Annotated in this window: 22 protein-coding genes; 11 read left to right on the top strand and 11 right to left on the bottom strand. The window is 65.2% G+C overall.

Translation table 11 applies throughout. The features are described from left to right. Positions 1 to 135: 135 nt before the first annotated feature. Entirely contained in the window at positions 136 to 1,971 is a 1,836-nt protein-coding gene (locus tag CK489_RS05895) for a di-heme-cytochrome C peroxidase (protein ID WP_095731606.1), read from the bottom strand. A 288-nt stretch (positions 1,972 to 2,259) separates the two neighbouring features. Here CK489_RS05895 and CK489_RS05890 point away from each other — a divergent pair, with 288 nt between their 5' ends. After that, positions 2,260 to 2,940 carry an alpha/beta hydrolase family protein gene (locus tag CK489_RS05890; RefSeq protein WP_095731605.1) on the top strand — a complete coding sequence of 227 codons (681 nt, stop codon included), beginning with the start codon at positions 2,260 to 2,262 and terminating at the stop codon, positions 2,938 to 2,940. A 69-nt stretch (positions 2,941 to 3,009) separates the two neighbouring features. After that, the gene (locus CK489_RS05885; protein ID WP_050631565.1) at positions 3,010 to 3,744 is read left to right on the top strand and encodes an aspartate/glutamate racemase family protein; all 735 of its coding nucleotides are present in this window, start codon (positions 3,010 to 3,012) and stop codon (positions 3,742 to 3,744) included. 98 nt (positions 3,745 to 3,842) lie between these two features. On the opposite strand, the gene CK489_RS05880 is transcribed toward CK489_RS05885, so the two are convergent. Together CK489_RS05880 and CK489_RS05875 are read right to left on the bottom strand one after the other, a co-directional pair. Continuing rightward, positions 3,843 to 4,622, bottom strand: a complete 780-nt coding sequence (locus tag CK489_RS05880) for an SDR family oxidoreductase (protein ID WP_050631566.1) — start codon at positions 4,620 to 4,622, stop codon at positions 3,843 to 3,845. A gap of 39 nt (positions 4,623 to 4,661) precedes the next feature. Then, complete coding sequence (locus CK489_RS05875) at positions 4,662 to 5,636, bottom strand: 2-dehydropantoate 2-reductase (protein WP_095731604.1); 975 nt, start codon at positions 5,634 to 5,636, stop codon at positions 4,662 to 4,664. Between the two features lie 168 nt (positions 5,637 to 5,804). Here CK489_RS05875 and CK489_RS05870 point away from each other — a divergent pair, with 168 nt between their 5' ends. After that, on the top strand, positions 5,805 to 6,602 hold the full coding sequence (locus tag CK489_RS05870) for an enoyl-CoA hydratase-related protein (protein ID WP_050631567.1): 798 nt from the start codon (positions 5,805 to 5,807) through the stop codon (positions 6,600 to 6,602). A 9-nt stretch (positions 6,603 to 6,611) separates the two neighbouring features. On the opposite strand, the gene CK489_RS05865 is transcribed toward CK489_RS05870, so the two are convergent. Together CK489_RS05865 and CK489_RS05860 are read right to left on the bottom strand one after the other, a co-directional pair. Beyond that, positions 6,612 to 6,875: a hypothetical protein gene (locus CK489_RS05865; RefSeq protein ID WP_244486431.1), complete on the bottom strand. Its 264-nt coding sequence runs from the start codon at positions 6,873 to 6,875 to the stop codon at positions 6,612 to 6,614. Between the two features lie 62 nt (positions 6,876 to 6,937). Then, complete coding sequence (locus tag CK489_RS05860) at positions 6,938 to 7,822, bottom strand: LysR family transcriptional regulator (protein WP_095731603.1); 885 nt, start codon at positions 7,820 to 7,822, stop codon at positions 6,938 to 6,940. Positions 7,823 to 7,939: 117 nt separating this feature from the next. Between CK489_RS05860 and CK489_RS05855 the strand changes: the two genes are divergently transcribed. The 4 genes from CK489_RS05855 to CK489_RS05840 all read left to right on the top strand — a co-directional run bounded on the left by CK489_RS05855 (position 7,940) and on the right by CK489_RS05840 (position 12,191). Next, a complete protein-coding gene (locus tag CK489_RS05855; RefSeq protein WP_095731930.1) occupies positions 7,940 to 9,301 on the top strand; it encodes an FAD-dependent oxidoreductase in 1,362 nt (453 codons plus the stop codon). A 108-nt stretch (positions 9,302 to 9,409) separates the two neighbouring features. Further along, entirely contained in the window at positions 9,410 to 10,414 is a 1,005-nt protein-coding gene (locus tag CK489_RS05850; protein WP_095731602.1) for an ABC transporter substrate-binding protein, read from the top strand. Between the two features lie 183 nt (positions 10,415 to 10,597). Continuing rightward, positions 10,598 to 11,371: an ABC transporter ATP-binding protein gene (locus tag CK489_RS05845; RefSeq protein WP_095731601.1), complete on the top strand. Its 774-nt coding sequence runs from the start codon at positions 10,598 to 10,600 to the stop codon at positions 11,369 to 11,371. Beyond that, on the top strand, positions 11,364 to 12,191 hold the full coding sequence (locus CK489_RS05840; protein ID WP_198960842.1) for an ABC transporter permease: 828 nt from the start codon (positions 11,364 to 11,366) through the stop codon (positions 12,189 to 12,191). The genes CK489_RS05845 and CK489_RS05840 overlap by 8 nt, the downstream gene beginning before the upstream one ends. Before the next feature lie 164 nt (positions 12,192 to 12,355). Here the strand turns inward: CK489_RS05840 and gtdA are convergent, their stop codons facing one another. Then, positions 12,356 to 13,396, bottom strand: coding sequence for a gentisate 1,2-dioxygenase (gene gtdA, locus CK489_RS05835; RefSeq protein ID WP_095731599.1), 1,041 nt, complete (start codon positions 13,394 to 13,396; stop codon positions 12,356 to 12,358). A 107-nt stretch (positions 13,397 to 13,503) separates the two neighbouring features. Between gtdA and maiA the strand changes: the two genes are divergently transcribed. The 3 genes from maiA to CK489_RS05820 are packed head-to-tail and all read left to right on the top strand — an operon-like array spanning position 13,504 to position 15,822. After that, a complete protein-coding gene (gene maiA, locus CK489_RS05830) occupies positions 13,504 to 14,136 on the top strand; it encodes a maleylacetoacetate isomerase (RefSeq protein ID WP_050631572.1) in 633 nt (210 codons plus the stop codon). Beyond that, positions 14,126 to 14,638 (top strand): MarR family winged helix-turn-helix transcriptional regulator, encoded by a 513-nt coding sequence (locus CK489_RS05825; RefSeq protein ID WP_095731598.1) that lies wholly within the window; start codon positions 14,126 to 14,128, stop codon positions 14,636 to 14,638. The genes maiA and CK489_RS05825 overlap by 11 nt, the downstream gene beginning before the upstream one ends. Beyond that, positions 14,638 to 15,822: a 3-hydroxybenzoate 6-monooxygenase gene (locus CK489_RS05820; RefSeq protein WP_095731597.1), complete on the top strand. Its 1,185-nt coding sequence runs from the start codon at positions 14,638 to 14,640 to the stop codon at positions 15,820 to 15,822. Before CK489_RS05825 ends, CK489_RS05820 begins: the two co-directional genes overlap by 1 nt. Before the next feature lie 759 nt (positions 15,823 to 16,581). Here the strand turns inward: CK489_RS05820 and CK489_RS05815 are convergent. The 5 genes from CK489_RS05815 to CK489_RS41675 all read right to left on the bottom strand — a co-directional run bounded on the left by CK489_RS05815 (position 16,582) and on the right by CK489_RS41675 (position 20,806). After that, on the bottom strand, positions 16,582 to 18,192 hold the full coding sequence (locus CK489_RS05815) for a benzoate-CoA ligase family protein (RefSeq protein WP_095731596.1): 1,611 nt from the start codon (positions 18,190 to 18,192) through the stop codon (positions 16,582 to 16,584). Beyond that, on the bottom strand, positions 18,189 to 19,319 hold the full coding sequence (locus CK489_RS05810) for an FAD-dependent monooxygenase (RefSeq protein WP_095731595.1): 1,131 nt from the start codon (positions 19,317 to 19,319) through the stop codon (positions 18,189 to 18,191). Before CK489_RS05810 ends, CK489_RS05815 begins: the two co-directional genes overlap by 4 nt. A 115-nt stretch (positions 19,320 to 19,434) precedes the next feature. Continuing rightward, a complete protein-coding gene (locus tag CK489_RS05805; RefSeq protein ID WP_095731594.1) occupies positions 19,435 to 19,647 on the bottom strand; it encodes a hypothetical protein in 213 nt (70 codons plus the stop codon). A 109-nt stretch (positions 19,648 to 19,756) separates the two neighbouring features. Beyond that, positions 19,757 to 19,978: a cysteine rich repeat-containing protein gene (locus tag CK489_RS05800; protein ID WP_021080229.1), complete on the bottom strand. Its 222-nt coding sequence runs from the start codon at positions 19,976 to 19,978 to the stop codon at positions 19,757 to 19,759. Between the two features lie 39 nt (positions 19,979 to 20,017). Next, positions 20,018 to 20,806, bottom strand: coding sequence for a cysteine rich repeat-containing protein (locus CK489_RS41675; RefSeq protein ID WP_050630963.1), 789 nt, complete (start codon positions 20,804 to 20,806; stop codon positions 20,018 to 20,020). 247 nt (positions 20,807 to 21,053) lie between these two features. On the opposite strand from CK489_RS41675, the gene CK489_RS05790 reads away from it, so the two are divergent. Next, positions 21,054 to 22,211, top strand: coding sequence for an efflux RND transporter periplasmic adaptor subunit (locus CK489_RS05790; protein ID WP_095731929.1), 1,158 nt, complete (start codon positions 21,054 to 21,056; stop codon positions 22,209 to 22,211). Positions 22,212 to 22,219: the final 8 nt, after the last annotated feature.

The raw sequence follows: 22,219 nt of genomic DNA, 5'->3' as shown, positions 1-22,219 counted from the left end.
CCGGATACACGAACCCGCCACTCGTCGCGCTCGGCCTTGTCGGGTGGCGTCCACGCCTTCAACGTCGCCTGCGCAACAGATGTGGATGGCCGAGCCAAGCCCGGCCATGACGGCAGCAGTCGTGACCCGTGACGGCTACAGCGTTTTGATGAACTCGATCAGGGCGCGGCGCTCGTCTTCCTTCAGCTCCGGGCCGATCACGCCGAGGCGCTTCTCGTTCGAAAATTCGTGGCCGGAATTGCTGTTGCCGCGCTTGCTGGTGTCGAGCAGGAAGGCGTTCTTGATCTTGTCCTTCCAGACATAGCCGAGATCCTTGGGATCATACTCCCGGTTGCCGAGATAGAAGGTCGAGGGTCGATCCTTCACCGGCGACAGCAGCGCGAAGATGCTCGGGACCGACCCGTTGTGCAGGTAGGGCGGGGTCGCCCAGATGCCGTTGAGCGGCCGGACCTTGTAGGCGAGCGGCGCCTGGATCTCGTTCGGCCGGTAGCCGTTGATGCGCTTGCGATCCTCCGGCGGGGTCTTGTTCTGGTCGTACCAGTAGTCGACGGTCTTCTCGACCAGTTCGCCGAGCGCGGGGCCGAAGCTGCCGTCCTTGATGTTCAGATTGGCCGGCGTCTCGACGGTGCGGTTCTGGAGGCCCTCGGCCTGTGCGCTGTCGGTGCCGATATGGCTGATCGGAATCATCTCGACGTCGAGCAGCGGCTGGCCGGCGTCGTTCTTGATCCAGCGCTTCTTGTCCTTGAACAGTGCGAAGGCTTCGCTCTCCGGCAGCGCTTTGCTGTCGATCGCGGGTCCATGGCAGCCCTGGCAGTGCGTCTTGTAGAGCTCGCCGCCTTTCTTCGCGAGATCCATGTTGATCTGCCCGAGGATGTTCTCCGGCCATTTCGGCGATGCCAGGCCGCCGAAGCCCTTGTCCTCGCTGGGCGGCTCGCCGGCGATCATCCGTTCCATCTCGTGCAGCACGTCGACCCGCGCGCTCGATTTGAACAGGCCCCGGGATTCATCGAGCAGATTGAGCTCGGCGCTGACGCCGAGTGCCTCGCCGGCATTGCGCACCATCGGCTGCATGATCGAGCCGTCATACTGCACCCAGCTGAACCACGGCGCGTTCCAGATCCGCGGGAAATGCACCGGCGCGGAATGCGAGGCGTAGTTGTTCGGATTGTTCAGGTCGATCGAGAACACCTGGTTGCCGATCCGGTTGAGCGCATCGAGCCGCGCATAGCCTTCCTCGACGCTGTTGGCGGCGACCTTGGTCTCCAGTGCATTGATGTTGGCATATTGCTTGAGCACGAGATCGAGCTGGCCGCGCAGCGCCATGCGCTCGTCGAGACTGGCCGTCTTGCCGAGGATCTCGTCGGCAAAGCGCGCGAAGCGGCCCGGCCAGAACCGGGTCAACAGCAACGAGACGCCGACGCTCTTCTGGAATTCGAACAGATTGGTGTTGGCCGGTCCGCCGTCGATCACGATCTCGGTGCCGCGATAGCTGAAGCTTCCAGTGTGGCAGGCGGAGCAGGTCAGTCCGACGCCGTTCATCCCGGCCTTGCTGTGTGGATTGCGCCACGGCGCACCGTTGGCATCGGTCATCGGGCCGCCCGGCGCGAAGCCGATCGGCAGCGCATCGGGCTTGCCGGGAATCACGGTGTCGGGAATAAAGCCGAAGCGGCCGAGGTAATTGGTGTCACTCAGCCGCGCCGCCGCGGTGAACAGCGGCCACACCGTCGGCTGCTCCAGCGCCATGAACCATTCGAGCGGAATGCCGAAGGTCCGCGTGCCCTGGTCGGCATGGTAGAACCAGCGCAGCCGCTCGGCGCTGACGTTCTGGTCCAGCCATACGGTCTTTGCCGGCGGTTGGTAGTCGACGACCTTGACGCGGAAGCCGCTTGCCACCGTCTCGATATCGTCCTTGAAGTAGAGGACGCCGGCGACAATCAACAACCCGATGAAAAAGATCGTCTTGCGAGGCATGCCCCGTCCCCCGATTCGCGGTACCCGCGCGTCATATTGATGAGATGTTAAAAATCGCCGAAACAGGTTCGCGTTAAGCGTGTAGTGCGTCGTGCAATATCCTATAGTGACGCCGCTTGGTCTACCAACGGAAATGTTGCAAGGGAAATGTTGCAAGGGAAATGTTGCAAAGGAAATTTTGATTGGCTGTGAGCCAGTTCACTTGCGGCGCGCGCTCCTCGGCGGCATTTGCGCGCATCGGCGGCTACGGCTAGAAGTGCCGGAGCAGCAATTCGTCGAGATGTCATCTTGAACGCGCCACGCGCACAACTGCTCACGATCATGGTCTCGGGCGACAGCACGGTGTCCGCGCTGCTGCTGCGCCCGGAAGTGGCCCGTGCGGCCTATGTGTTCGCTCACGGCGCCGGTGCCGGCATGACGCATCCGTCGATGCAAGTGATCGCTGAAGGATTGGCCGAGCGCGGCATCGCCACCTTGCGCTATCAGTTTCCCTACATGGAGAAGGGGAGCAAGCGGCCCGATCCGCCCGCCGTCGCACAGGCGACGGTGCGTGCCGCGGTGGCGGAGGCCGCGCGGCATTGCGGCGAACTGCCGCTGTTCGCCGGTGGCAAGTCGTTTGGCGGCCGCATGACATCGCAGGCACAGGCCAAGGCGCCGCTCGAAGGCGTCCACGGGCTGGTGTTCCTCGGCTTTCCGCTGCACCCCGCCGGCAAGCCGTCGCGCGAGCGAGCCAAGCATCTCGCCGAGGTCAAGATTCCAATGCTGTTCCTGCAGGGCACGCGCGACGCGCTGGCTGAGCTCGAGCTGCTCGAGCCTGTCGTGAAGGAGTTGGGTAGCCGGGCGAATCTGCATCTGGTGCAGGAGGCCGACCATTCCTTCCATGTCCTGAAGCGCTCCGGCCGCGACGACCGTGAGGTGATGGCCGAGGTGCTGGATGCGTTCGCGGCCTGGGTTGCGAAGCATTCGTAAGCAGGCACGGCCTTCGCCTGTGACACCATCCCGGTTTGCGCTGTGCTGCATCCGGGCTACTCTGTGCCCATGACCAGGATCCTGATCGTCAATCCCAACACCACAGCGTCGATGACCGCGACCATCGCCACGGCGGCCCGGGCGGTTGCCGCCGATGGCACCGAGATCGTGGCCGTCACGTCATCGATGGGGCCCGCCTCGATCGAAGGCTTCTACGACGAGGCGTTTGCCGTTCCCGGATTGATCGAAGCCTTGCTGAAGACGCCGGATGCCGACGCCGGCATCATCGCCTGCTTCGACGACACCGGCCTCGATGCTGCGCGGTCGGCCGCGCGCTATCCGGTGGTCGGCATCTGCGAGGCGGCGCTGGTCACGGCGGGCCAGATCGCCAGGCGCATCGGCATCGTGACCACGCTGCCGCGCTCGATCGTGCCGCTGGAGGAGCTGGTCCGCCGCTACGGCTTCGCCGATCGCGCGGCGGTCACCGCCTGCGACGTCGCGGTGCTCGATTTGGAGAAACCGGGCTCGGGCGCGAGGGAGAAGCTGCAGGCGGAAATCGCGCGGGCGCTGGAGAAGGGGGCCGATGCCGTCGTGCTCGGCTGCGCCGGGATGGCCGACCTGGCCCATGCGCTGTCGGTGCAGTTCGGCGTGCCGGTGGTCGACGGTGTGGCTGCCGCGGTGAAGCAGGCGGAAGCGCTGGCCGCCCTCAAGCTGACCACATCGCGCCGTGGCGCCTACGCTTCGCCTGTCGCGAAGAGATACTCGGGTTTGCTCGAAGGATTCGCACCGGTATCCGAGGACTAGGCATCGTCATTGCGAGCGAAGCGAAGCAATCCATCTCGCCGCATGTGGAAGAATGGATTGCTTCGTCGCTGTCGCTCCTCGCAATGACGATAGAGGCGTCACGACGCCGCGCCGCCATAGATCCGATCGCGCAGACGGCGCATGCCGGACAGCCAGCGTTCGCGGTTGGTGGCCTTGCGCTGCATGTATTCCTGCACCTGCGGGTGCGAGAGGATCAGGAAACGCTCTTCGGCCATGGCCTCGATCACCATCCGCGCCACTTCGCCTGGCTGCAGCACGCCGTCGACGCGGGCCGCACTCGGGCCGGGCGTCGTCATGCCTGTCTGCACTGACTGCGGACAGAGCACGGAGACGCGGATACCGCGATCGCCATACTGGATCGCCAGATGCTCCGCGAGCGCGACCGCGGCGTTCTTGGTCACGCCGTAGGGCATCGAGTTCAGCGACGCCAGCAGCCCCGCGGCCGATGCTGTGTTGAGCAGATAGCCGGAGCCGCGCGCGAGCATGCCGGGCACCAGCGCGCGCGCCGCGAACACGTGGCTCATCACATGCACCCGCCAGCTGACATCCCAGTCGGCGTCGGACGCGGTTTCCTGCCCCTTGCGCGACAGCCCGGCATTGGAGAAGAACACGTCGACCGGGCCATACTTGTCCTCCGCGGCGGCGATCAGCGCCTTGACGTCTTCCTCGAGCCCGACATCGGCGGTGACGGCGAGGCCGTCGATGTCGCCGGCGACGCTGGCGAGCCGGTCGCGCGAGGTCTTGAGATCGGCGACCACGACGCCGCGCGCGCCGGCCTCCGCATAGGCCCGCGCCACCGCTTCGCCGATCCCGCTCGCGCCGCCGGTGACGACACAGACCTTGTCCTTGACGTGCATGGTTCGATGTCCCTGCTTGTTATCGTGAGATCCGGATTGTCAGCCCTGATACAGGCCCTTGTCACGCGCCTTCTGAATGGCGAGCGCGGCCATCAGATCGAGCATCGGTGTCGGAATGTCGGCCGCGCGGGCAAATGCCGCCGGTGCGCGCACCAGCACGTCGATCTCCATGGCGCGGCCGAGCTCGTAGTCTTGCAGGATCGACGGCTTGTGGTCCGGCGCGGGCCCTGAGCGCGTGACGCGCTTGACCTCGGGGATATAGCGTGTCGCCACCGCATTGGCCTCGTCGAGCAGGCGCGGGATCACGTCCTGCATGTCGGGATCGTCGCGGACGCCGCGTGCGGTCAGCCCGGTCAGCAGGCAGAGCACCGACATCGACATGTTGGTGAGCAGCTTCGACCAGATTGTTTCGCGGATCTCCTTGACCTCAGGCGATTCGATCGCGGCCTCGTGCAGCGCCGCGCGCAGCCGGGCGATGCGCTCGCTCCGGCGATCGTCGCATTCGCCGATCAGGAGTCGGTTGCGATCCGGCGACAGGTTCGCCACCACGCCGGGCGCGATCACCTCGTTGGAGGAGAAGATCACGCCGCCGATGATCCGCTCTTTCGGGATGGCGCCGCGCAGATGCCCGCCGGGATCGAGGAAGCCGAGGTCGGGAATCGCGGGATGCTGCGGCGGCAGGCCGAGACCGTACCACCAGGGAATGCCGTTCTGCGCGAACACGATTGCCGTGTCCCGCTCAAGCAGCGGCAACAGTCCGGTTCCGAGCGTACTGACGCCGGTGGCCTTCAGCGTGCTGATGACGACGTCCTGCGGCCCCAGTTCGGCAGGATCGGCCGACGCCTTTACCTTGGCAGTGACGCTGCTGTCGCCGACCCTTAGCGTCAGCCCGTTGGCCCTGACCGCGTCGAGATGCGGCCCGCGCATCACGCAGGACACTTCGTGACCGGCGCGTGCCAGCCGGACCGCAAAGTGGCTGCCGACGGCGCCCGCGCCGAAAATGCAAATGCGCATGAGTGGAACTTGTCCTTGCAACGTGCTGCGTCAGTTTCCACAAGCGCAGGGCATCGCGCAACCCGTCATGCATGTGATGCGGCCGCGCGCGCTCGAAAGTGATGGATCAAGGCGACGGCTCTCGTCATAGTGCCGGGCAAGAGCAATGCCGAGCCAGGGAGAAACGTCATGTCGGCCAGCCCAGTCCTGTGGAGCCTCGATGCGCGCGGGGTCGCGACCGTCACGCTGAACAGGCCCGAGGTCAACAATGCCTATGACGGCGCGCTGATTGCCGGCGTGCTGGCCGCGATCGACGACCTCTCGACCAAGCCGGTCCGCGTCGTCGTGCTCAAGGGCAACGGCAAGCATTTCCAGGCCGGCGCCGACCTGAAATGGATCAATGGCGTGCGGCCGAAATCGCCGGAGGAGAACGAAGCCGCGTCGCGCGCCACCTTCGAGGCGGTGCAGCGTCTCAACACGCTGCCGGTCCCGACCGTGGCGCTGGTGCAGGGCGGCTGCTTCGGCGGCGGCACCGGCGTGATCTCGGCCTGCGATATCGTGATCGCGGCCGACAACGCGTTGTTCTCGATCACCGAGGTGCGCTGGGGCCTCACCGCGGCGATCATCATCCCGCAGCTCTGCGACGCCATCGGTGTCCGCCAGGTGCGGCGCTACGCGCTGACCGGCGAACGTTTCGGCGCCGAGGATGCCCGCCGCATCGGCCTCGTCCACGAGGTGGTGCCGCTTGCCGATCTCGAAAGCGCGGGCAGCAAGGTCGTGGAGCAATTGCTCGGCAATGCGCCGGAAGCACTGGCCGAGACCAAGAAGCTCGCGATGGAGAGTTCGTTCGGCGGGATGGGGGTCGACGATGCGGCCTACAAGCGCCTCGTCCATTTGCACTCGGCCAAGCGGCAGACCGCCGAGGCCGCCGAAGGGCTGGCGTCCTTTGCCGAGAAGCGCGCCGGACGATGGGGTGGCGCGGCCTAGGCGCGCCGCTCAACAGCCGTTGCAGATGCCGCGGATGCTGCGATAGACCTCTTCGTCGTCGCGCCGCATCTGCTGCAGCTGTTCGAATGTCTTCGCTTCGCTCGACTGCGTGACCGTCGGCGCAGGCTTGCGCTTGGCCGCCAGCTCCTGCTCCTGGCGATGGTAGCAGGCTTCGCGTTCCGCCTTGGGCTCGATGAAGCGGCAGGTCTCGATCGCCGCGGCTGGAGTCGCGATGATGATGAGGCCAAGCGAGGCTGATAGCAGGAGTTTCAAGCCGGCGATCCTTTCACGTCCTTGTCTCAGGTCGGCGTGCGCGGGGCAAGGCTGCCGTCGCATCACAGCGATTGCGACAGTGACTTCTTCAATGTCTTCAGCAGCGCCTGTACCGCGGCGGCATCGATGCGGCGTTCGGGAACCGCGGCCTTGACCCACAGTTCAGGAATCGGAAACTCGGTGAGGATCGGCTGCAGCGTGCCCGCGCGCAGCGCGTCAGCGACCAGATAATGCGACAGCAGCGCGATGCCGTTGCCGGCAATCGCGCTTTGCGTCAGCACGCGGCCCTCGTTCGAAGAGAGGATCGGGCGGACCTGGATGTTGATGCGGCCGCGCGGTCCCTCGAACGGCCATTCCGGCCCGGTGGGCAGGAAGCTGAGGCAGCGATGATCGACCAGGTCGCGCGGATGCTTCGGCGTGCCGTGCTTCTTCAGATACGCCGGCGCGGCGCATACCAGCCGCGGCAGCCGGCATAGCGGCTCGTCGACCACGCCGCCGAAGGAATGCGGGAAGGCGCCGATTGCGATGTCGAAGCCTTCGGTCACCGGATCGACGGGGCGGTCGATCATCACGATCTCGAGCTTCACGCTGCTGTTCTGCTTCTGGAACACCGTGAAGGCATCGGCGAGCCGCGCCACGGTCAGCGAGGTCGGCGCCTTGATGCGCAGATGATCGGTGAGATCGCACTGCTTCTCGCCCATCCGCGACAGGAGATCGCCGACATCGGCAACGACGCCGCGGGCGCGATGCACATATTGCTGCCCGGCCTCGGTCAGCCGCAACTGGCGGGTCGAGCGGTGGAACAGCGCGGTGCCGATCCGCTCTTCGAGTTGGGTGACGCGCTTGGCGATGACCGATGTCGCGACCTTGAGCTTGCGCGCCGCGGCGGAGAAGCCGCCGGCATCCGCGGTGGCGAGGAAGGCTTCGAGATTGACCAGCGTATCCATTTGCGCTTCTCGGCGGTTTTCGCGATTCGCGAAAGCTGATTACATAATTTGGTGGATTGTACTGCAATCCGCATCAATTCATAGTCGGCCCAATCAAACTTGTTCAGGGCGGAAATGATGCGAGCGAGCACGATCGAAGAACCTGCGCGGCAGGTCCCGGTCTATGGCGAATATGACGTGGTGGTGCTCGGCGGCGGACCGGCCGGCATCGCGGCCGCGGTCGGCGCGGCACGCGCCGGGCGGCGAACGCTCTTGATCGAGCGTTACGGATTTCTCGGCGGCATGGGCACCGCGGCCGGCGTGACCAACTTCTGCGGGCTGCACGCCAACATCTTCGGCGAGGTGCGCCGGGTCGTGCAGGGCATTGCCTCCGACCTCTTGGCGCGGATCGACCGGCTCGGCGGGCTGAACGCGCCGCATCTGATCCTCGGCAAGATCCTCGCGCAGGCTTACGACACCGCGGCCTACAAGATCGCGGCGGACGACCTGCTGGCGCATCACAAGATCGATATCCTGTTCCACGCGCTCGGTGCCGGCGTCGTGATGGACGGCGCGCACATTCGTGCGCTGATGGTGGAAACCAAGGCCGGCCGTCAGGCGGTGCGCGGTGGCATCTTCATCGATTGCTCCGGCGACGGCGATCTCGCGGTTTGGGCCGGTGCGCCCTACGAGGTCGGCGACAACCAGGGCGGCATGCTCTACCCCTCGATGATGTTCCGCCTCAACGGCATCGATCCGGCGAAGGCGGGCGATGCGTGGCGGACGATTCCGGAACGGATGGCGCAGGCCGAGGCCGCCGGCACCCACAAATTCCCGCGCAAGTCCGCGATCGTGCGGCCGCAGAAATCGCAGATCGAGTGGCGGGTGAATTTCACCCAGGTGACGCGGAGCGACGGCGGCGCCATTTCCGGGATTGATCCCGACGACATGACGCGCGGCGAAATCGAGGGCCGCCGCCAGGCGGTCGAGGCGTTCAAGTTCCTGCGCACGGTACCGGGCTTCGAGAACTCCTACATCGTCGATCTGCCGCCGCAGCTCGGCATTCGCGAGACGCGGCGCGTGATCGGCGGCTACATGCTGTCAGGCGAGGACGTGCTGGGCTGCGCCTCATTCGAGGATTCGATCGGCGTCAATGGCTGGCCGATGGAAAAGCACGTGCCGGGCGATGTGACCTTCGAGTTTCCGCCGATCCCGGAGAGCCGCGGCTACAACGAATTGCCGTACCGCATGCTGGTGCCTGACGGCGTCGACAATCTGCTGGTCGCCGGGCGCTGCGCTTCGATGACCCATGAAGGGCAATCGGCGGCGCGCGTCTCCGGTGCCTGTTTTGTGATGGGCGAGGCGGCGGGAACCGCGGCAGCGCTCGCACTTTCGGGTAATACAATTCCGCGCGACATTTCCGTCGAAAAGTTGCAACAACAGCTTGGCAGACAGGGCGCGTTCATCGGCCGCGATCAGGCCGTGCCTGAAGGAGTCTAGAGCGTTTTCAAGCGAAGTGGATCCCGGTTCGCGTGAAGAAAACGCGTCAAAACAGGAATCGAGAGCCCGTTCCGATTTGATCGGAACGGGCTACAAGTGGAGACGGCAATGAAGGGTTGGGCGCGGCTCGCACTCGCGGGTCTGCTGATATGGGCCGCGAGCGGCATCGCGCGGGCCGATGATCTCCTGAAGGCGAAGATCGGCGTGCTGCGGCTGTCGTCCTCGGCGCCGGTGTTCATCGCGCAGGACAAGGGTTATTTCCGCGACGCCGGCCTCGATGTCGAGCTCAAGTTCTTCGACGCGGCACAGCCGATCGCGGTGGCGACCGCGTCAGGCGATGTCGATTTCGGCATCACCGCCGTCACCGCTGGTCTCTACAATCTCGCCGGCAAGGGCACGCTGAAGGTGATCGGCGGCATGAGCCGCGAGAAGGCCGGCTATCCCCTGATCGGCTATTTCGCCAGCAACAACGCCTATGCCGCCGGCCTCAAGACGCCGAAGGATCTGGCCGGCAAGCGCGTCGCGGTGACCCAGGTCGGCTCCAGCTTCCATTACTCGCTCGGCCTGCTCGCCGACAAATACGGCTTCAAGCTCTCGGACGTGAAGATCGTGCCGCTGCAGTCGCTGTCGAACGCGGCCGCGGCACTGAAGGGCGAAACCGTCGATGCCGCGCTGCTGCCGGTCTCGACCGCGCGGACGCTGATGGATTCCAACGGCGCGAAGTTTCTGGGCTGGGTCGGCGACGAGACGCCGTGGCAGCTGGGCGCCATCTTCGCGTCGCCGAAGACGCTGACCAACCCGCAATTGGTGAAGCGGCTGCTCACCGCGCTCACCCGCGCCGACCACGAGTATCACGACGTGATCCTGACCGCGATCAAGGATGGCGTGGCGCCGATCAACGACAAGACCAAGCCGCTGCTCGAGATCATTGCCAAATACACCAACCTGCCGGTCGCGCAGGTGGTCGGCAACTGCGCCTATATCGATCCGGACGGCAAGCTCGACGTGAAGAACCTCGACAACCAGATCAAATGGCTGCAGGAGCAGGGTTTTGTCGACAAGGGTTTTGATGCGGATGCAATTATCGCCAAGGATTATGTGAAGGCGGATTGATGATGCAGCGCCACGCGCACCACACTCAACCCGTCATCCTGAGGTGCGAGCCTTGCGGCGCACTTGCACTGCTGGGCGAGCCTCGAAGGGTGCACGGCCCTGCTACATCCGGGCCGTCGACCCTTCGAGACGCCGCTTCGCGGCTCCTCAGGATGACGGGTTTGGCAGTGAGGCTGTGACACCATGGACCTGATCGCCGACCATATCAGCCACCGCTTCGGCGCACTCGACGTGCTCGACGATGTCTCCTTCCAGGTCGCCGCCGGCGAGATCGTCGCGATCGTCGGTCCGTCCGGTTGCGGCAAGAGCACGCTGCTGTCCATTCTCGGCGGCCTGCTGCGGCCGGGCAAGGGTGCTGCCGAGCTGCGCGGCGCGCCGCCGGCCGGCAGCCTCAATCCGTTGACCTTCGTGTTCCAGGATTTTGCGTTGCTGCCATGGAATACGGTCGAGGAGAACGTCGCGTTTCCGCTGCTGCATACAGGCTTGAGCGTCGGCGAGCGCCGCGCCGTGATCGACGACGCGCTACGCCGCACGGGGCTGTCGGATTTTCGCGCTGCCTATCCGAAGCAGCTGTCCGGCGGCATGCGCCAGCGCGTCGGCATTGCGCGTGCGCTGGCGGTTCGTCCGGCGATCCTGCTGATGGACGAGCCGCTGTCGGCGCTGGATTCGCAGACCCGCGAGCTGCTGATGGAGGATTTCGTGCGCCTGCTCGCCGACGGCGCGATGGGCGCGGTCTATGTCACGCATAACCTCGAGGAAGCGGTGCGGCTTGCCGACCGTGTCGTGGTGCTGTCGCGTCGCCCCGGCCGCATCCGGGAGATCGTGACCATCCCGATGACGCGCGCCGAGCGCGGCACGGCGGACGCGCGCGGACGGATGGCCGCATTGCAGGGCGAGTTGTGGTCGCTGATCCGCACAGAGGCGATCGATGCCGAGCGCGAGGTCCAGCATGCTTGACCGCTCCCCGCAGGAGGCGAAGGGCCGATCGGCGGAAGCGACGCGGCCGGTCGCATTTCGCGGCGCCGGCTTTACGCCCGGCGGCAGCCGCTCTGCCGGCTGGATCGCGCTCGCGCTGGTCATCGCGGTCTGGCAGCTTGCCGGCAGTGCCGGCTGGGTCAATCCGCTGTTCCTGCCGGCGCCGTCGGCGATCGCGGTCGCGATCACCAAGCTCGCGATGTCGGGCGCGCTATGGCAGCACCTCTCCTGGTCGATCATGCGGATCGGCACCGGCTGGATCATCGGCACCGCCGCCGGCGTCATCGTCGGCTTCGCGATCGGGTTGTCGACCATGGCGCGCGGCGTCGGCATCACCTTCATCTCGGCGCTGTTCCCGATCCCGAAGATCGCGCTGCTGCCGCTCTTGATCCTCTGGCTCGGGATCGGCGAGGAGCCGAAGATCGCGACCATTGCGCTCGGCGTATTCTTCTCGACCGCGATCTCGGTCTATAGCGGCGTCGACGCGGTGCCGCGCAATCTGATCCGGATGGCACAGAGCTTCAACGTGCCTTTCCACGCCATCGTACGCCGCGTGATCTGGCCGGGCGCGCTGCCCTCGATTCTCGCCGGCTTCCGCATCACCGCATCCGTTGCGCTGTTGCTCGTCGTCAGCGCCGAGATGATCGGCGCGCAATACGGCATCGGTGCCTTCGTGCTGCAGGCCGGCAATCTGATGCAGACCGACCAACTGCTCGCCGGCGTCGTGATCCTGTCGCTGTTCGGGCTTGCGGTCGGGAAGCTGATCAACTTGCTGGAGACGCGGCTGCTGCACTGGCGGTAGGGAGCGTCAGCCGCAATTGCAAATGTCGTCCCTGCGAAAGCAGGGACCCATAACCACAGGGCCTAGTTGTTAGAACACGCTGGGGCCTCAGCAACTCCAACAACGAGACCCTGTGGTTATGGATCCCGGCTTTCGCCGGGACGACAGCGAGTACACGTTTCCGGCTACGCGTTGCCCCGATCCTCGCGGAACAGATCGAGCTTCTGCTGCACCGGACGGTCGGAGAACGAGAACAGCACGGAATCGGCATCGGCCTCGTGGGTGACCCAGTGCCAGCTCGGCACCACGAACAGATCGCGCGGCCCCCATTCGAAGGTCTGGTCGCCGACCCGGGTGCGGCCCTTGCCCTCGATCGCAGCAAACACGGTCGCATCAGTGGAACGATAGCGCGCGGTCTTGAAACCCTTCGGCAGCAGCTGGATGAAGGTGCCGATGGTCGGCATCGCGAAATCGCCGGTCTCGGGGTTGGAGAATTTCAGCTTGAGGCCATGGCAGGCGTCCCACTCGTCGCTGGTCCTGGCCTTCTCCAGCGCCTCGCGGGTGTACTCATAGGGGTAGTTGAAGATCGGCGAGGTCTTCGATGTTCGCTTCTGATCGATCGGCAGGAGATTGTGACCGTAGCGAGCGAAGCTGGCGCCGGCCGGCTTGGAGATCGACTGCTGGTCTTCCTTGGCGCCTTCAGCAAACGAGCAGTCGAAGAACTGCACCATGGGGATGTCGAGCCCGTCGAGCCAGAACATCGGCTCATTGGTTTCGTTAGAATGGTCGTGCCACGTCATCGACGGCGTGATGACGAAATCACCCGGCGACATCGCGGTGCGCTCGCCGTCAACCGCGGTGAAAGCGCCCTTGCCCTCGAGCACGAAGCGCAGCGCCGACTGGGCGTGGCGATGGGCGGGAGCGATGTCGCCCGGCACCACCATCTGTACGCCGGCGAAAAGTGAGGTCGTGATCTTGGACTGGCCGCGCAGGCCGGGATTTTCCAGCACCAGCACGCGGCGCTCGGCTTCCTTGGCCGTGATCAGCTTGCCGGCCTCGTTCATGTAGTCCCGGATCTGGTCGAACTTCCAAAGATGCGGGCGGCAGGCGCTTTTCGGCTCCGGCGTGATGAGATCGTTCATCACGTTCCACAACGCCGAGAGGTTTTGACCGTCGATCTTCTTGTAGAACGCCTCGCGCTCCGGGGTCTTCTGCACGGCTTCCATGGCAAGCCTCCCATCGTTCTTGTTTGGTGCAATTTAATTGACAGTATACTGACAATATGGCTAGCGTCAACGAAACAAGCCAATGACGAAATGCAAGGGAGGTTCCGATGAAGCTGCATGGCTATTTCCGGAGCAGCGCGTCCTACCGGGTCCGGATCGCCCTGAATCTGAAGGGGCTGACTTCTGAACACCTGCCGCATCATCTGCGCAAGGGCGAGCAATGCGCGCCGGCCTATCTCGCGATCAATCCGCAGGGGCTGGTGCCGACGCTGGAGAGCGACGCCGGCGCGATCCTCACCCAGTCGCTCGCGATCATCGAATGGCTCGACGAGACCAATCCCAATCCGCCGCTGCTGCCGAAAGACCCGCTGCGGCGCGCCAAGGTGCGGGCGTTCGCGCAGGCGATCGCCTGCGACACTCACCCGGTGCAGAATTTGAAGGTGCTGGCACGGCTGCGCAAGCTAGGCCTGCCCGAGGAGCAGGTGACCGAATGGGCGGCCTGGGCCAATCGCGAGGGCCTTTCGGCCTGCGAGACCCTAATCGCTGACGAGGCCGGGCCGTTCTGCTTCGGCGATGCGCCGACGCTTGCCGATCTCTGCCTGGTGCCGCAGCTCGCCAATGCGCGGCGCTTCGGCGTCGACGTCTCGGCCTATCCGCGCCTGCTCAAGGCCGAGGCCGCGGCAAAGCAAGTGAAGGCGTTCGCCGACGCCGCCCCGGACAAGCAGCCCGATGCCGAATAGCAAGCCAACGCCCGTCACCATGGACGCGGTCTACACCGCGCCCGGCTATCTGTTCCGGCGGATGCAGCAGATCGCGGTCGCGCTGTTCATCGAGGAGTGCAAGGCGTTCGATCTGACGCCCGTGCAATACGCCGCGCTGGTCACGATCTCGACCCATCCCGGGATCGATGCAACCCGGCTCTCGGCGGTGATCGCGTTCGACCGCTCCACGCTCGGCAATGTGATCGAGCGGCTGCAGGCGAAGGAGTACATCGTGCGCAAGCCGGCGCCCGAGGACAAGCGCGTCAAGCTGCTTTACCTCACCAAGGCCGGTGCGGCCGTGCTCGGCGACATCATGCCCTCGGTCGACAAGGCGCAGGCGCGGATGCTGCAGCCACTGAAGCCGGCCGACCGCAAGACGCTTCTCTCGCTCTTGACCCAACTGGTCGACCTCAACAACGAGTCCTCGCGCGTGCCGTTGCGTGCCGAAGACGCGCTCGAACATTTGGGGAGGTCGGGCTGATGGCGGACAGCAAACCGGTCCTGATCGCGGGCGGCGGCATCGGCGGCCTAGCCGTGGCGCTGGGGCTCGCCCAGAAGGGCATTCGCTCGATCCTGCTGGAGAAGGCGGCCGCGCTCGGCGAGATCGGCGCCGGCATCCAGCTCGGGCCGAACGCATTCCACGCCTTCGACTATCTCGGCGTCGGCGAGGCCGCGCGCAACATGGCCGTCTATATCGATCAGCTCCGGCTGATGGATGCGCTGACCGCCGATGAGATCACCCACATCGATCTCGGCGAGACGTTTCGCGCGCGGTTCGGCAATCCCTATGCCGTGGTGCATCGCGGCGACCTGCATGGCGTGTTCCTGCGCGCCTGCCAGAACCACGAACTGATCGAGCTGCGCGTGTCCAGCGAGGTCATCGGCTACGAGCAGGATGGCTCGTCGGTGACCGTAAAGCTCGCCAATGGCGAGCGCGTCACCGGACGCCTGCTGATCGGTGCCGACGGGTTGTGGTCGAACATCCGCAAGCAGGTCACGGCGGATGGCCCGCCGCGCGTCTCCGGCCACACCACCTACCGCTCAGTGATTCCGACCGAGCAGATGCCGGAGGATCTGCGCTGGAACGCGGCGACGCTGTGGGCCGGCCCGAAATGCCACATCGTGCATTACCCGCTGTCGGGCTGGAAGGTGTTCAACCTGGTCGTCACCTATCACAACGATGCGCCGGAGCCGGTCGCTGGCAAGCCGGTTTCCGAAGCCGAGGTGATGAAGGGCTTCACCCACGTTCACGAGCGGGCGCAGAACATCATCCGCCACGGCACCAACTGGAAGCTCTGGGTATTGTGCGACCGCGATCCCACCGAGCGCTGGATCGACGGCCGCGTCGCACTGCTGGGCGATGCCGCGCATCCGATGCTGCAGTATTTCGCGCAAGGCGCCTGCCAGGCGATGGAAGATGCGGTCTGCCTGTCGCACATGCTGGCCAGTCACGACGATCAGGCGGCCGCGCTCGATGCCTATCGCGCCCGACGCTTCCCGCGCACGGCGCGCGTGCAGCTGATGTCCCGAGCGATCGGCGAGCACGTCTATCACCCCGCGGGCGAGCACGCCCGCATCCGCAACGCGATCATGAGCGCGAAGTCGCAGAACGAATGGTGCGACGATATCGCGTGGCTGTATGGCGGGACGGGGTTGGGCGGTTAGCTGTCACAAACTCAGCCGTCGTCCTGGCCTTCGCCAGGACGACATCGAATTCGTGGCTGCCGCAAACTCAATCGTCGTCCCGGACAAGCGAGCGAAGCGAGCGCGATCCGGGACCCATAACCACGAATGGGTCTGTGGCGCGACGCTGGGGCCCCAGCGTCGATGTAGCGGCAGAGGCCGGTCGTTTAGGTCCCGGCCTTCGCCGGGACGACACTGAATATACGGCTGCCGCAAACTCAATCGTCGTCCCGGACAAACGAGCGGAGCGAGCGCGATCCGGGACCTATAACCACGAATGCCTCTGTGGCGCGACGCTGGGGCCACAGCGCGATGCAGCGGCGGAGATTGGTGGTTATGGGTCCTGGCCTTCGCCAGGACGACATCGAATATGTAGCTGCCGCAAACACAATCGTCGTCCCGGACAAGCGAGCGGAGCGAGCGCGATCCGGGACCCATAACCACGAATGCGTCTGTGGCGCGACGCTGGGGCCACAGCGCGATGTAGCGGCAGAGATTGGTGGTTATGGGTCCCGGCCTTCGCCGGGACGACGTCGGAGTATGTGGCTGCCGCAAACTCAATCGTCGTCCCGGACAAGCGAGCGGAGCGAGCGCGATCCGGGACCCATAGCCACGAATGCTCTGTGGCGCGACGCTGGAGCCCCGGTGCGATATAGTGGCAGAGATTGGTGGTTATGGGTCCGGCTTTCGCCGGGACGACACTGAACGTTTGGCGACAGTGTCATCCGTCGGACGCATCCTCTACATCCGCATCACCGCCTGCCGGTCGATCTTCCCCGTGCCGGTCTTGGGCAGCTCGTCGATGAACTTCACCTCGCGCGGATATTTGTACGGCAGCAGTTTGGTCTTCACGTAGTCCTGCAACCGCCGCGTCGCCTCATCGGTGTCGAAGCCGGCCTTGTTCATCACCACCACGGCGCGCAGCGTCATGCGGCGGTCGGGCAATTCGGCGGCGTAGACGGCGCATTCGCGAACGTCGGGGTGATCGGCGAGGCAGAGCTCGACCTCCAGCGGATAGACCCACTGGCCGGAGATCTTGATCAGGTCGTCGGCACGGCCGCGGAAGAAGTGGAAGCCGTCGCTGTCGCGCATGAAGCGGTCGCCGGTATAGATCCAGCCGTCCTCGCGCACGGTCTCGGCGGTCTTGTCCGGCCGGTTCCAATACAGCGGCGTGGCGGAATCGCCGCGCACCCACAAAATGCCTTCCTCATTGTCGCCGACCTCGCGGCCGACGCTGTCGCGCAGCATGATCTCGTAGCCGGGCACGCGCAGGCCCGCGGCACCGAGCTTCTTCTGCTCCGCGCGGTTGCTGAGATAGACGTGCAGCACCTCGGTCGAGCCGAGCCCTTCGATGATCTCGAGCCCGGTGAGCTGCTTCCAGCCGTTGAAGACCTCGGCGGACAGCACCTCGGCGGCCGAGACCGCCATCCGCAGCGAGGAGAAGTCGGCAGCGTCGGCGCCTTCGGCCTTGGTCAGGGTGATGTAAAGCGTCGGCAGCCCGAAGAACACGGTCGGTCGATATTGCCCGATCGCCGCGAAGATCGCAGCCGGTTTCGGCTGGCCCGGCAGCAGCAGCGTCGCGGCGCCGACCGAGAACGGGAAGGTGATCGAATTACCGAAGCCATAGGCGAAGAAGATCTTCGGCACTGAGAAGCAGATGTCGCCCGGCGAAAGCTTGAGCACGTTGCGGGCAAAGGCGAGCTCGCTATAGGCCATGTCGTGCTGCAAATGCACGATGCCCTTGGGACGGCCGGTCGAACCTGACGAGTACATCCAGAACGCCATCTCGTTGCGATGGGTATCGGCCGCGTCGAGCTCGCTCGGAAATCCCTGCAACCATTCGCCGGCATTACGCGTCTCGGCAACGGCATGGACGCCTGCGGTGCCGTTGACCACGACCAGCGTGCGCAGCGGCGTGTCCTTGCAGGCCTCGGCGCTGAAACGCGAACAGAACTCCGCATCGGTGACGGCGACCTGCGCGCCGGCGTCGGACAGATAGAATTGCAGCAGTTCCGGCGTCGTCAGCGTGTTGATGAGCAGCGGCACGAAGCCGGCGCGCACCGCGCCGAAGAACGCCGCCGGATAAGTCGGCGTGTCGTCGAGGAACAGCAGCACGCGGTCGCCGCGCTTCAGTCCAAGCGACAGGAAAGCGTGGCCCCAGCGTGCAGCGTCGGCGCAGAGCTCGCGATACGTCCGTGTGCCGGCGGGACCGGTCAGCGCCAGTCGCTCGGCATTCCCGTTGCCGAGATTGTCGAACAGGATACGGCTCGCATTGTAGTGCTCGGGAATCGCAAAGCCGATCTCGCGCGCACCGGGGTTGTCCTGCGGAACCTGGTCGGCGATCGCGGTCATGAGCGTCCCTTTGCCGCTTCGTAACGGGCCATGAAGGCCGGCGACATCGCGCGCAGCCGCGCGTCGTCGATCCGGCCGGAGCGGGTGATGTAGCTGTAGGCGAAATCCATCAGGTCGCACTTCATGTGCGCGGGGAAATGCTCGTACCAGTCGGCACTGGTCCGCGCCGCGGTGACGAGCTTCTTCACGATCGGCTTGCGCTCGGCCTCGTAGCGGGCCAGTGCGGCGGCAATGCCGTTCTCGGTCTCCAGCGCCTTCGTCAACGCGATCGCATCCTCGATCGCCAGCCGCGTGCCCGAGCCGATCGAGAAATGCGCGGAATGCAGCGCATCGCCGATCAGCACCATGTTGCCGTGCGACCAGCGCTCGTTCCAGATCCACGGGAAATTGCGCCAAACCGATTTGTTCGAGATCAGCCTGTGGCCATCGAGCGTCGCGGCGAACACCCCTTCGCAGATCGCCTGCGATTCCTCGATCGTCTTGTCGGCGAAGCCGTAGGCCGCCCAGGTCGCCGCGTCGCACTCGACCAGGAAGGTGCTCATGTCCTTGGCGTAGCGGTAGTGATGGGCGTTGAAGCTGCCGCGCTCCGTCGCCACGAAGGTCTGCGACAGCGTCGCGAAGGTCTTGGTGGTGCCGTACCAGGCGAATTTGTTGGAGGAATGTGACACCGAGGCGCCGAACGCGGCCTCATTGCCGCGCCGGACCATCGAGTTCAGCCCGTCGGCGGCAACGATCAGGTCATAACCGCTGAGTTCGTCGACCGATTGCACCACGGTATCGAAGCGCGGCGCGACGCCTGTGCTGCGCACGCGCTCCTGCAGGATCGTCAGCAGCTTGAGCCGGCCGATCGAGGAGAAGCCGACGCCGTCGATCTCGACGCTCTGGCCGCGCAGATTGAGGGTGATGTTCTTCCAGCTCTCCATCTGTGGGGTGATGGCGTCGACCGTCTCGGGGTCGTCGGCGCGCAGGAAGTCCAGCGCCTGCTCGGAGAACACGACGCCGAAGCCCCAGGTGGCGCCGGCCGCGTTCTGCTCGAACAGATCGATCTCGGCGTCGGGGTGACGCTTCTTCCACAGATAGGCGAAATAGAGCCCGCCGGGCCCTCCGCCGATCACGGCGATCCGCAACGTCTGCCTCCCAGATTGACAGTGTACTTACAATTTGGGTCCAGACTAATCGCCCTCTGGCGGGAACGCCAGAGGGAAAATGCGCGGGGTGGCTACAAGCGTGGAGCCGAAAAGTTCAGTAGCAGCGGCGGACCTTGACCCCGCCGACCCATACCCAGCGGCAGCCGGCGACGACGGGCTTGCGGACGACGACCGCGCCGCGATAGCCGGCGCATCCGGCGCGATAGGGGCCGCGCCCGCACACGACGGCGTTGGCATCGGAGGATTCGAAGGTCATGGTCGCGGCAAAGGACAGCAGGGCCGCAGCGATCAGCAATAGTGAGCGCATGATATTCCCTCTCCCGGAGTGAGGTATGGTTGGCCTTCAGGTGACAACAAGGTGCTGCGGCTTCGTGTCCGACGCTCGCCGGACACCTGTCGTCTCACCGCTTGTGCGGTTATTTCTTTTCCGCTTCCGCCAGCACCTTCTTGCAGGCGGGTGTCAGCTTGTCGCTTTCCTTGGCGAGACAGGCGATGATCCGCCCGCCGCCGGGCGTCACGCTCTTGCAGAACTTCTGGTAGTCGCCCATGCAGGCGTCGCGTTGCGCCGTGGTCAGCTCCTGGGCAAAGACGGCAGTTGAGCCGCAAAGCAGCGCGGCGGTCAGGACAATACGCAGCATCGATCGCTCCCCTTTTCGGTCAGTCGCGTGACAACAGGATCAGCGCGCCGCGAACGGCGCCAGCACGTCGCGGCATGCCGGCGACAGCGAGCCGGCATTGGTTGCCAGGCATTGCACGATCCGCCCGCCGCCCGGCTGGACGCCGCCGCAGATCGAGCGGACGTCGCCGCCACAGGCCGAGCGCAGCACGAACAGTTCTTCACGCGGCCGCAGCGGCCGCAACACGATCACGGCCGGTGCAGCGGCCGGCGCGGCCGGTGCTGCCGCCGTCGCCGCGCCTTCGGCCGGTGCCGCGCCACCGCCGGCAGCGGCTACGGCTTTGCCGCAGGCCGGCGACAGCTTCGCCTTGTTCTTCTCGAGGCATTGCAGCGCCGGCGCGCCGCCGGTCGGCACACCTGCGCAAACCTTGGGATAATCGGAGCGGCACGCGCTGCGGATCGCGGAGATCTGCGCGCTGGATGGCGCTCCGGCCGCCTTCGGTGCTGCGGCCTCACTGGCGGGCTTGGTTGCCGCCGCAGGCGGCGCATCAGTCTTCGCCGCGTCGGTCTTGGCTGCCGCGGGCGCAGCCGCCGGTGCTTCCACGGCCTTCACGGCGCTGGCGCAGCCGGAGCCGAGGCTTGCCATGTTCTTCTGCAGACATTGCAGCGAGGCTTCGCCGCCGGGCGGGACGCTGGAGCAATGCGCGATGTAGTCGTTGCGGCATTGCGATTTGATGGCGTCGCGCTGCGCCTGGGTCGGCGCCTGCGACAAGGCCGGCGCAGTGTTCATGAATGCCGCAAGCGCGAGCCATGCGGAAAGCTTCGTTGCACGTGTCAACGCATTGATCATTTGATTAAATCCTCTCGTTGCGCCGGAAGCCGTCGGCTCAACTGAACTGCGCTCTGAAAATTCTTGCTGTAACAACCTTCGCGAGCGACATCATTTTCGCTTTCGAGTTCCGCTGCAAGCGGATTGTTGCTATGGAAGAAGCAGGTTGATTGTTTTGCCGCCTACCACGTTTGAGTTAAGTCATTTGAACTGAGGCTCGGAAATGAGGCATGCGCGCGCGTTGGCACATTTCGGTCGGAGCGATTTTTTGCGGCTGCGAAATGCGCCGCTGACACGCATCCTCTGCGTCGTATCGGCCTTCGTCAGTTTAAGTGCCTGCGAGCAAAACAGTTTTGTTGCGCCGCCACCACCGAAGGTCGATGTCGCCACGCCGGTGCAGCGCGCCATCACACGTTATCTGGATGCCACCGGCAACACCGCGCCGATCAAGACCGTCGATCTGGTCGCGCGCGTGCAGGGCTTCCTGCAGTCGATCAATTATCAGGACGGCTCCTTCGTGAAACAGGGGACCACCCTGTTCACGATCGAGCCGGAGACCTACAAGCTGAAACTGGAGCAGTCGCAGGCCGCCGAGGTCGGCGCGCAGGCGACGGTGAAGCAGGCGGAGTCCGACTTCAAGCGGCAGCAAGATCTGGTGCAGCGCCAGGCCGTCTCGCAGGCGACGCTGGAAACCTCGACCGCGACGCGGGACAACGCGCAGGCTGGTCTGCAACAGGCCCAGGTCAACACCAAGATCGCCGCGGTCAATTACGGCTACACCAACGTGGCCGCGCCGTTCGACGGCATCGTCAGCAACCATCTGGTCTCGGTCGGCGAACTGGTCGGCGTGACGTCGCCCACCCAGCTCGCCACCATCGTGCAGCTCGATCCGATCTACGTGAACTTCAACGTCAATGAACAGGACGTGCTGCGCGTGCGCGAGGAAGCGCGGCGTCGCGGCATGTCGGTGAACGAGCTGCGGCAATTGCCCGTCGAAGTCGGGCTACAGACCGAGACCGGTTACCCGCACAAGGGCCAGATCGACTACATCTCGCCGACCCTCAACCAGTCGACCGGCACGCTTGCGGTCCGTGGCGTGTTCCCAAACCCGGACCGGACCCTGCTGCCCGGCTTCTACGTCCGCGTCCGCGTGCCCTTCACCAAGCAGGAGAATGCGCTGCTGGTGCCTGATGTCGCGATCGGCAGCGACCAGGCCGGCCGCTACGTGCTGGTCGTCAATGCCGACAATGTGGTCGAGCAGCGCAAGGTGACGACCGGCCCGCTCGACGAGGGGCTGCGCGTCATCGATAGCGGGCTGAAGGCGGATGACCGCGTCGTGACTGCAGGATTGTTGCGTGCGATCCCCGGGCAGAAGGTCGATCCGCAGATGCAGAAGGGCGACGCGACGCCGGCACCGGCCAAATAGGGGCGCGC

The organism is Bradyrhizobium sp. UFLA03-84 (genome assembly GCF_002289535.1).
Classification (GTDB): Bacteria; Pseudomonadota; Alphaproteobacteria; order Rhizobiales; family Xanthobacteraceae; genus Bradyrhizobium; species Bradyrhizobium viridifuturi.
Note: the sequence above shows the minus strand (reverse complement) of the source record. Positions and strands in the feature narration are given on the sequence as shown.

Coding starts and splice junctions, on each gene's coding strand:
- CK489_RS05895 (WP_095731606.1), bottom strand. CDS start 1,971: ATGCCTCGCAAGACGATCTTTTTCATCGGGTTGTTGATTGTCGCCGGC.
- CK489_RS05825 (WP_095731598.1), top strand. CDS start 14,126: ATGCCGAATAGCAAGCCAACGCCCGTCACCATGGACGCGGTCTACACC.
- gtdA (WP_095731599.1), bottom strand. CDS start 13,396: ATGGAAGCCGTGCAGAAGACCCCGGAGCGCGAGGCGTTCTACAAGAAG.
- CK489_RS05815 (WP_095731596.1), bottom strand. CDS start 18,192: ATGACCGCGATCGCCGACCAGGTTCCGCAGGACAACCCCGGTGCGCGC.
- CK489_RS05885 (WP_050631565.1), top strand. CDS start 3,010: ATGACCAGGATCCTGATCGTCAATCCCAACACCACAGCGTCGATGACC.
- CK489_RS05805 (WP_095731594.1), bottom strand. CDS start 19,647: ATGCGCTCACTATTGCTGATCGCTGCGGCCCTGCTGTCCTTTGCCGCG.
- CK489_RS05855 (WP_095731930.1), top strand. CDS start 7,940: ATGCGAGCGAGCACGATCGAAGAACCTGCGCGGCAGGTCCCGGTCTAT.
- CK489_RS05880 (WP_050631566.1), bottom strand. CDS start 4,622: ATGCACGTCAAGGACAAGGTCTGTGTCGTCACCGGCGGCGCGAGCGGG.
- CK489_RS05860 (WP_095731603.1), bottom strand. CDS start 7,822: ATGGATACGCTGGTCAATCTCGAAGCCTTCCTCGCCACCGCGGATGCC.
- CK489_RS41675 (WP_050630963.1), bottom strand. CDS start 20,806: ATGATCAATGCGTTGACACGTGCAACGAAGCTTTCCGCATGGCTCGCG.
- CK489_RS05820 (WP_095731597.1), top strand. CDS start 14,638: ATGGCGGACAGCAAACCGGTCCTGATCGCGGGCGGCGGCATCGGCGGC.
- maiA (WP_050631572.1), top strand. CDS start 13,504: ATGAAGCTGCATGGCTATTTCCGGAGCAGCGCGTCCTACCGGGTCCGG.
- CK489_RS05840 (WP_198960842.1), top strand. CDS start 11,364: ATGCTTGACCGCTCCCCGCAGGAGGCGAAGGGCCGATCGGCGGAAGCG.
- CK489_RS05800 (WP_021080229.1), bottom strand. CDS start 19,978: ATGCTGCGTATTGTCCTGACCGCCGCGCTGCTTTGCGGCTCAACTGCC.
- CK489_RS05850 (WP_095731602.1), top strand. CDS start 9,410: ATGAAGGGTTGGGCGCGGCTCGCACTCGCGGGTCTGCTGATATGGGCC.
- CK489_RS05875 (WP_095731604.1), bottom strand. CDS start 5,636: ATGCGCATTTGCATTTTCGGCGCGGGCGCCGTCGGCAGCCACTTTGCG.
- CK489_RS05870 (WP_050631567.1), top strand. CDS start 5,805: ATGTCGGCCAGCCCAGTCCTGTGGAGCCTCGATGCGCGCGGGGTCGCG.
- CK489_RS05845 (WP_095731601.1), top strand. CDS start 10,598: ATGGACCTGATCGCCGACCATATCAGCCACCGCTTCGGCGCACTCGAC.